Origin of the sequence: Stieleria sp. (assembly GCF_041595215.1) — a bacterium.
Taxonomy (GTDB): domain Bacteria; phylum Planctomycetota; class Planctomycetia; order Pirellulales; family Pirellulaceae; genus Stieleria; species Stieleria magnilauensis.
The window spans coordinates 1-7,897 of the sequence record NZ_JBFHKV010000322.1 but is presented as its reverse complement, the minus strand read 5'-3'; the positions used below and the strand labels follow the sequence as shown (position 1 = coordinate 7,897).

Here is a 7,897-nt window from a genome sequence, read left to right as displayed (position 1 = left end):
ACGTCGCCGCGAACGCAGCCGCAGGTTCAACTTCCCCTCCCGCAGAAGCCGGCGCAGCACCGCACGATACAGCACGGTACGATGCGGCGCGACGCGTGATCGCATCGGCATCGGATTCGGATCGTGGTCGGCCAAACGCAGCGGACGTGGGTTCGAGCAACATCCTGTCAATCGAAGCGGTGGGGGGCAAGAAGCGCATGACGTTGGCGCAGCTGGCCGGACAGTAGAAAGCTGCCGGCCTCCGTGTCAACGCAGACCGCGGGACCGTCCGAGTTTCACGACCGAGTACAGGATCGCATTCGGCTTGGCGTCCCACCCCTTCGGGCGACCGCCCCGGGCGGCGGGGGGACGATGAAACCTGCATGATCGGTACCCGCCGTTTCGGTAAGTACGGAAGTTCGCGAGGAAACGTCGGGGGGAGCTTGACGAGGGACGAAGATTCTCGGAAACTGCCGCTCCCAGTTTGACGCGGCCGTGGCGGAACTGGCAGACGCGCTAGGTTGAGGGCCTAGTGGGAGATAATCCCGTGGAGGTTCGAGTCCTCTCGGCCGCACTCGGAAAAGCCCGTGTTTCACGGGCTTTTTTCGTTTTCGGATCGCTGGCGACTTGTTCGTCGCCCTCGTCCGACTGGACAGAAATGGGCTCCAAAGTGCCCCAGTTGGACAGATTCTGGTGCAACACTTTCGGTCTGAGGATCCGCTGGAGCCGTGAATGCCCAACGCCTGACTTCCCGACTGCGATTGGTGCAACTGAAACGCGTTCACTGGATTTCATCAAACCTCTGTTTCCTAGTATTCGCTTTTGATGCCAAGGTTCGATTGGTGCGCGGTCGACTCGGCCGAGTGAAACGAACCGGCGTCACTCATGACGACCGTAAAGTGATTGCTGAATGCAACGGGATCGTTGGAACGCATTTGTTTGGCGTGGCGACGTGTCTTAGGCCCGGAGGGCCGATAGAGTGTCTGCCGGTGGTGTCAGCCACCGGGGATGGACGGCATTTTCTTGGCGGACGGCGCAGCTAGAATCAGGGAATGAGTCGACCATTACCTGACATTCCCAAACGCAGCGAACCCATTGCGGGCGATATTTTTCGCGCGATCGCCGACTGCACCGTCGACTGGGAAAGTTGGTTGTCGTGTGAGGGCGAAGTCTTGTGGGTGAACAGGGCTGTTGAGCGATTCACGGGCTACTCGCCGGAGGAGTGTTTGGCGATGAAGGATTATCCGTTGCCGCTGATGACGCCCGAGCACCGCGAGAGGATTGCCCGTTACTTTGCCGAAGCCGGTCGCGGTAGCACCGAAAACAACATCGAATTCGAGTGTCTGCACCGCAACGGGTCGACGTCTTGGGTGGCGGTGTCTTGGCAACCGATGACCGACTCCGACGGGCGATCATTGGGCTTTCGGGCGAGTGTGCGAGACATTTCGGAAAAGCGGCAAATGCGAGAACAGTTGCGTTTGCACAACGAGCATCTGGAACAACTCGTGCAAGAACGCACGGCCCGGGTGGCGGAGTTGGAACAGCATCGGCTGAAGATGGAGAAGCTCGCGGCGCTCGGCGAACTGGCCGCAGGCGTGGCGCATGAGATCAACAATCCGCTGGCCGGCATTCGCAACGCGTTCGCTTTATTGAAACGACACATTCCCACTGACGTCAAACACTACGACAAGCTTGACTTGATCGACGGCGAAATTGAACGGATCAGCGGCATCATTCATCAGATGTATCAGCTTTACCGCCCCAGTCAGCAGCGGGCCTCGACGTTCTCGCTCAAGCAGGCAGTGGACGTGGCCATCACGCTGGCGCTTCCCCTGTCGCGAAAAGCGAACGTCAAGGTTTCGGCCTCGTTCGGTTCACCGGTCGCGGTCGGGGCGTCGGGAAAAAACGCGGGCCTTGGTTCCGACGAGGTTGTCTTGCGTGAAGGCGAATTGAAACAAGTGCTGTTGAACTTGATCCACAACGCCATCCAAGCTTCCGAAGCGGGGGCTCAGGTCAACGTCCACGCTCGGGCGGACGCGAGACACACCATCTTGACGGTGACGGATCATGGGCACGGCATCGCGAAAGAAGACATCGAACGAATCTTTGACCCGTTCTTCAGCACCAAGACAGAGACGGTCGGCCAGGGCATGGGCCTCGGGTTGTCGGTCACCCGGGGGATCGTGGAAGCGATGAACGGAACCATTGATGTGACGAGTGAACCGGGGAAAGGCACCAAGTTTGTGGTGCGGTTGCCCAGACGACTGGCTGACGACGCCGCCCATCCTTAGCAGACGTCGACAGGACGCTCGTTCGAACCGACTGCCGAAACTCTCCACGGGTTTCGCTCTTTCCATTACGATCCGATGAAAACCAAACAACGAATCTTGATTGCCGACGACGAGCCGCTTTATCGCGATACGACGGCGGACTTGTTGCGAGAGGAAGGCTACGAGTGCATTTGCGTCGAGAACGCGGATGATGCGATCGGCCTGTTGCGCGAACACTCGTTCGATCTGATCTTGACCGACTTGAACATGCCCGGCAACTTGAAATTGGAATTGCTGCAAGAGGGCCGCACCAAGTACTCGCATATCCCGATGATCGTGGTGACGGGGGTGCCGTCGGTTCCCACGGCCATCGAGAGCGTTCGGTTGGGAATCGCCGACTACCTGCTCAAACCGGTCAAGTTTGAAGAACTGCATACGGCGGTCCAGCGAGCACTGCTGCATCCCGGCGCGACTGCAGAACCCGCAACGGAGTCGATGTCGAAAACCGAGCGGCGGGGGACGTTCCCCGAGATCATTGGCGATTGCCCCGCAATGTTGGAATTGCTGGACATCGTGGATCGGGTTGCCGCCAGTAACACGAACGTTCTGATCACGGGCGAAAGCGGGACCGGCAAAGAGGTGATCGCCAGCGCGATCCACAACCGTAGTGCTCGTCGGGAGCGTGCATTTCAGATCATCGACTGCACCGCCATTCCCGAAGCATTGTTCGAGTCGGTCCTGTTTGGGCATGTCAAGGGATCGTTCACCGGAGCAATCAAGGACCAAATGGGTTTGCTGCGTCACTGTGATGGCGGTACCGCGTTCTTTGACGAACTGGGAGAATTGCCTGCGTCCTCTCAAGCGAAATTGCTGCGGGCGGTCCAAGAGCAAACCTTCACACCCGTCGGCGACAGCAAACCGGTCACAGTCGACACGCGATTCATCTGTGCGACCAACCGAGACTTGCAAGCCGAAGTCGACGCGGGCCGGTTTCGACAAGACCTGTACTATCGGCTTGCCGTCATTCCAATCGAACTCCCACCGCTTCGCGACCGCGGTGACGATGTGGTGACGTTGGCCGATCACTTTCTGAGGCGTCTACGTCCGAGCGGATCCAAAGTGGTGGGCTTTTCCGACGAAGTGATTGACTGCTTCCGCACCTACCGCTGGCCCGGCAACATTCGGGAATTGCGAAACGTGATCGAACGCACCATCACGCTTGCGCGCGGCAGCACGATCGAGGTCTCCGACCTTCCGCGGCAATTGCAATCGCCGGAAGCGGGCAATTCCGATGCAGCGGCGCTGTCGGAAATCTCACGCGATGAAGCACTCGATGATGCCGATCGGGCGTATCTTTCAGCGGTGCTGAAGAAACACAACGGCGTCATCGCGAGCGCGGCTCGACAAGCCGGTCTATCGCGTCAAGGTTTGAACAAACTACTGAAACGACACGGAATCGACGCGGACGATTTCAGGTAACCTTCCGCGACTGGTGCAGTTGCCGCTACGGGAATTCACAGAAATCAACTTGAATGTTACCAAGTATGTTGACGACGCAAGGTCGAACAACATCAACTCAGCCGTGCCAGCAGTCTTTAGATCGAATCTTCGCCCCTGATGGCCGCTCCGTCGCTTGTTTCCAGTCGCTCACCATTCAGGGCTGACCTCCGGTAGGTGCGGGGCTAGGCACCCGACGGCATTTGACACCCGTCGATCACGTTGTCGATCGTCTATCATGTTTACCGGTTGCCCTGCGTCGTTCCAGCCGCAATTGGAACGCCAGTTGCGTTTTCATCCGCGCGAACTCGTTTTGAGAGATTGTTTGTCCGGCACGCCCATGAAGAACCGAGGTGAAAAGAACTGGTTCGATATCCTCCATCGATGCTTGGTCGTCTTTCTGCGATTGGCGATCACAGTTGGCATTGTCTTGGAGTTGATTCAATCCCTCTGGATGAACGCAGCCGTTGCAGCCGGAATTCTGCTCTTGACCTTTGTGCCGACGCAATTCGCCAACCGGATCAAGGTGAAGATTCCACCCGAATTTGAAGTGATCACCGTCGCGTTTATCTTCGCCTCGCTGTTTCTCGGCGAAACACGTCAGTATTACAGCAGATTCTGGTGGTGGGACATCGCGTTGCATACGACCTCCGGCGTGCTGTTGGGGGTCCTCGGTCTGTTGCTGGTGTACGTGCTCAACGAAACGCCCCGAGTTGAACTGCATATGCGGCCCGGGTTCGTGGCCTTCTTTGCGTTCTGCTTCGCTCTTGCCACAGGCGCGGTTTGGGAAATGTTTGAATTTGGGATGGACCGATTCCTCGGAATGAACATGCAGAAGCCGATGCTCGGTGATCCGTCTGGCCTGACGGACACCATGATCGACTTGATCGTCGACGCCGTGGGCGCGTTGGTCGTCACCATCGCCGGCTATCTGTACATGAAGCGTGGAAACGATTCGATCATCGACCGCGGCATCCGGCGATTTATCGACCGCAATCCCCGACTGTTCTCTGCGTCTTCGTGATCTGTTCCTTCCAACAGGACTGACAATTGTCGAGACACGCCGGTAGGCTTGCTAAACTATTTGCGAATTAATCGTTGTCGGACCGACGCCGTGAATTCACAGGAATTGATGATCGAAATGACCACTCTCAAGTCCAACTGGCCAGTATGGTCCCTTCTGTCAAGCGTTCTCATCGGTGCGTTGTTCGCAACGGCCGGGCAATCGGAGGAGCCGGCGAGTGCCGTGCAAGACGGCTATCCGCCGGGTGAATTGGGGAAGATCGTTCGGCTGGGCGAAGACATCGTTCGAAGAACGTCCGAACATCCGCTCTCGAAACCCTACGTCGGCAATACGTTGAACTGCACGTCGTGCCATCTCGATGCGGGGCGACACGAAACGGCGGCGAGTTTTCTCGGTACAGCGGCCGCTTATCCCGCCTGGTCACCCCGTGAGCAACGCGTCATCACGCTGGAAGACCGAGTGCTGAATTGCTTCATGCGCAGCCAAAACGGAATCCGACCGCCAAACGGAAGCCGAGTGTCCGTCGCCATCGCGGCTTACATTACATGGTTGTCGCAGGGCAGCGTGCTGAAAATGAATGCCGCCAATCCACTCGGTCCCCACCATACGCCACCGTTGAATCTGGATGGGCTGAAGGCAAACGTGCAGCGCGGCGCGATGCTCTACGCCGACCGATGTGCCGACTGTCACGGCGAGAATGGGCAAGGCAACGAGGAAGGCCCCCCGGTGTGGGGCGACGAATCATACAACGACGGCGCCGGATTGAGCCGCGTCGCGAAGCTGGCGTCCTGGTTGAAAGTCGCGATGCCGCTCGATGACGCGACATTATCCACGCAGGAATCGCTGGACCTTGCCGCGTTCATCAACAGCCACCCGCGTCCCAAGTTTGTGCTTTCGGAGCATCTTCCCCCAGACGGCAAGCTCGACGGCAAGCTCGACGACAAACTCGACGACAAGCTCGACGACTAGTGTTCTCTCAAAAGCCGGTTTCGTCAGCGAGTCTGAAATCGGGGGAAACGGATCGAGGGTCGGATGTCTAAGGAATCGATTGGTGATGTTCCGAAAAACGATCCGGCAGTTGCAGAGCGTCGTTATCGATCCAGGTGCAGATCCAAGAAGCGTTGTTGCGATTCCTCGGTACCGATCACGAACATCTCTGCATTTGCGGGGAGCGTCGTGTTGGGATCCGGATTGACTTGCAGTCCGTCGTTGCCGTCAATGGCGATGACGCTACAGCCGGTTCGTTGTCGCACGGCGCCTTCAATAAGCGTTTTGCCGGCAAGCGACGGGGGCACCCGCACTTTGAAAACGTCCAGCCCTTCGGCGAGCAACAACACGTCGCTGCGACGGAGGAGATTGAAGAGCACGTTGGCTCCCATCGATGCCTCGGAGATCACGAAATCGGCACCGGCGCGGTGCAAGGTATGGACATTGCGTTCGAGCGTCGCGCGACTGATGATCTGGACATCCGCGCGTAACCGCCGACAATACAGCGTCAGGTAAACATTCAACGCGTCGTCGTGGGTCGTAATCACCACCGCAGACGTTTCCATGATGCCGGCTTGCTTGAGGATCTCAAGGTCGGCCGCGTCGCCTACGATCAGTCGGTCATCGAATTTTCGTTTCTCGTTTTTTTCCACGATCCGAAAATCGATTCCTTGTTGCTCGAGGCCGCGAGCGGTCGCGGACCCGACACGGCCGAACCCGAGAATCACGACCGGCACGCTGCTCAAGTGATAAATACAGAACAGGCTATCGTATTCTTCGAGTTGGGCGCGTGTTCCGGCCAGAACCAATACGGTATTCTCTGTGATCAACGTGTCGGGACCCGCGTTTTGATAGCGCCCTCGTTCCCAAACACCGGACACGCTGATATTGACGTGATCGCGGAGGCGTATTTCGCGAAGCGTTCTGCCGACCAACGGCGTTCGCGCCGCGCTGGCCTCGGCGATCAACAAATCATCGAACTGCCCAATGACGTGCGATTTCGCATCCCGCCCGATCACGCGTCTGGCCAGTGACCGGCCCATCATTTCAGCGAGCTGCAGCACCCGTGTGCAACCGGCAAGCTCCAGAATATCAACCGAAGCAACGTTGGCGGCGGTGGCGACGATCGGGACTGTCTCGGAGACTTCACGTGCCGTGAAAGCGACATTCGTATTGATGACGTCGGTGCCGATGGTGGCCACAAGTGCGGCCGATTCAGTGCGCAACAGCCGGTAGGTCTCTGGATCGTCCAATTCACCCACGACGACTTTCAAGTCCTGGTCATGAAGTCGCAACGCCTCGGTGACTTCCGAAACAAGGATCACGTACGGGTATTTGAACTGCGTCAGCTTCTTGATCAAGGCAGCCTCGACCGGGCCGTAGTGCGTCACGATCACGTGACCCTCGGTATTGGCGGGCAGTTCGCGCGGTGCCCGAGCGGCCTCCTGAGCCTGCATCCACGGCGCGTAGAAGAATTGAATGAACGTGAAGGGCAGCAGGATCAGCATGAACAAAGTTCCGCTCATCAAAACCAGCATCGAGAACAGCCGGCCCAGATCGGTGTGAAACGTAATGTCGCCGAATCCCAGGGTGGACATCACCGTCAGTGTCCAGTAGATGCCGGTGATCCAGCTGTAACGCCGACCCTCCCACGCCATCAGGTGATGGAAGACCACGCTGTAGACGGAGATCATGATGAGCATCGTAACCGCGAACTGCGTCAGCACCCGCAAGTTGCGGCGGCTTGCGCGGTTGCGCATAAAATGCAGATACAGTGTCGTGAACGATTTCATTGCATTTCCGATGTCGTAATCAGCATTCTAGACGCGCGCCCGAACGCCGTGACATCGATACCGCGTAGCGAAGGCAAAAACAGGTCAGGGGGCGGCTCTTCGACGGTGATGACCAGTGGAAGAGCTGACCGGAGTCTACCGGCAAATGAATCCAATCGCTTGGGCTCTCGCCGCGACCGAACCGAGAATCCGGACAGCTGCAGGTCGTGATTCTGCCAGATTCATTTTGCCGTGCTTAGAGCGCACCGAGCAGGTCGGCAGACAAATCGTGCAGCGAAGGAAGCTGTCGATCGGCGATGACAAAGTGCGTTTGATCGGCGGCGGCCGCTTCGGGAATGACAATGGTT

6 protein-coding genes and 1 tRNA gene are annotated in these 7,897 nt (G+C 57.9%); 5 read left to right on the top strand and 2 right to left on the bottom strand.

Annotated features, from left to right (window positions below):
- Window positions 1-468: 468 nt before the first annotated feature.
- Window positions 469-553 (top strand) — tRNA-Leu (locus tag ABX749_RS14110).
- A gap of 235 nt (window positions 554-788) precedes the next feature.
- On the opposite strand, the gene ABX749_RS14105 is transcribed toward ABX749_RS14110, so the two are convergent.
- Window positions 789-914, bottom strand: coding sequence for a hypothetical protein (locus tag ABX749_RS14105; RefSeq protein ID WP_372896537.1), 126 nt, complete (start codon window positions 912-914; stop codon window positions 789-791).
- Window positions 915-1,031: 117 nt separating this feature from the next.
- Between ABX749_RS14105 and ABX749_RS14100 the strand changes: the two genes are divergently transcribed.
- The 4 genes from ABX749_RS14100 to ABX749_RS14085 all read left to right on the top strand — a co-directional run bounded on the left by ABX749_RS14100 (window position 1,032) and on the right by ABX749_RS14085 (window position 5,739).
- Entirely contained in the window at window positions 1,032-2,270 is a 1,239-nt protein-coding gene (locus ABX749_RS14100; protein ID WP_372896536.1) for a nitrogen regulation protein NR(II), read from the top strand.
- Window positions 2,271-2,345: 75 nt separating this feature from the next.
- Window positions 2,346-3,728, top strand: coding sequence for a sigma-54-dependent transcriptional regulator (locus ABX749_RS14095; RefSeq protein ID WP_372896535.1), 1,383 nt, complete (start codon window positions 2,346-2,348; stop codon window positions 3,726-3,728).
- Window positions 3,729-3,984: 256 nt separating this feature from the next.
- Window positions 3,985-4,770 (top strand): hypothetical protein, encoded by a 786-nt coding sequence (locus ABX749_RS14090; protein WP_372896534.1) that lies wholly within the window; start codon window positions 3,985-3,987, stop codon window positions 4,768-4,770.
- A gap of 117 nt (window positions 4,771-4,887) precedes the next feature.
- Entirely contained in the window at window positions 4,888-5,739 is an 852-nt protein-coding gene (locus ABX749_RS14085) for a c-type cytochrome (RefSeq protein ID WP_372896533.1), read from the top strand.
- A 122-nt stretch (window positions 5,740-5,861) separates the two neighbouring features.
- On the opposite strand, the gene ABX749_RS14080 is transcribed toward ABX749_RS14085, so the two are convergent.
- The gene (locus tag ABX749_RS14080) at window positions 5,862-7,550 is read right to left on the bottom strand and encodes a TrkA family potassium uptake protein (protein WP_372896532.1); all 1,689 of its coding nucleotides are present in this window, start codon (window positions 7,548-7,550) and stop codon (window positions 5,862-5,864) included.
- Window positions 7,551-7,897 lie beyond the last annotated feature (347 nt).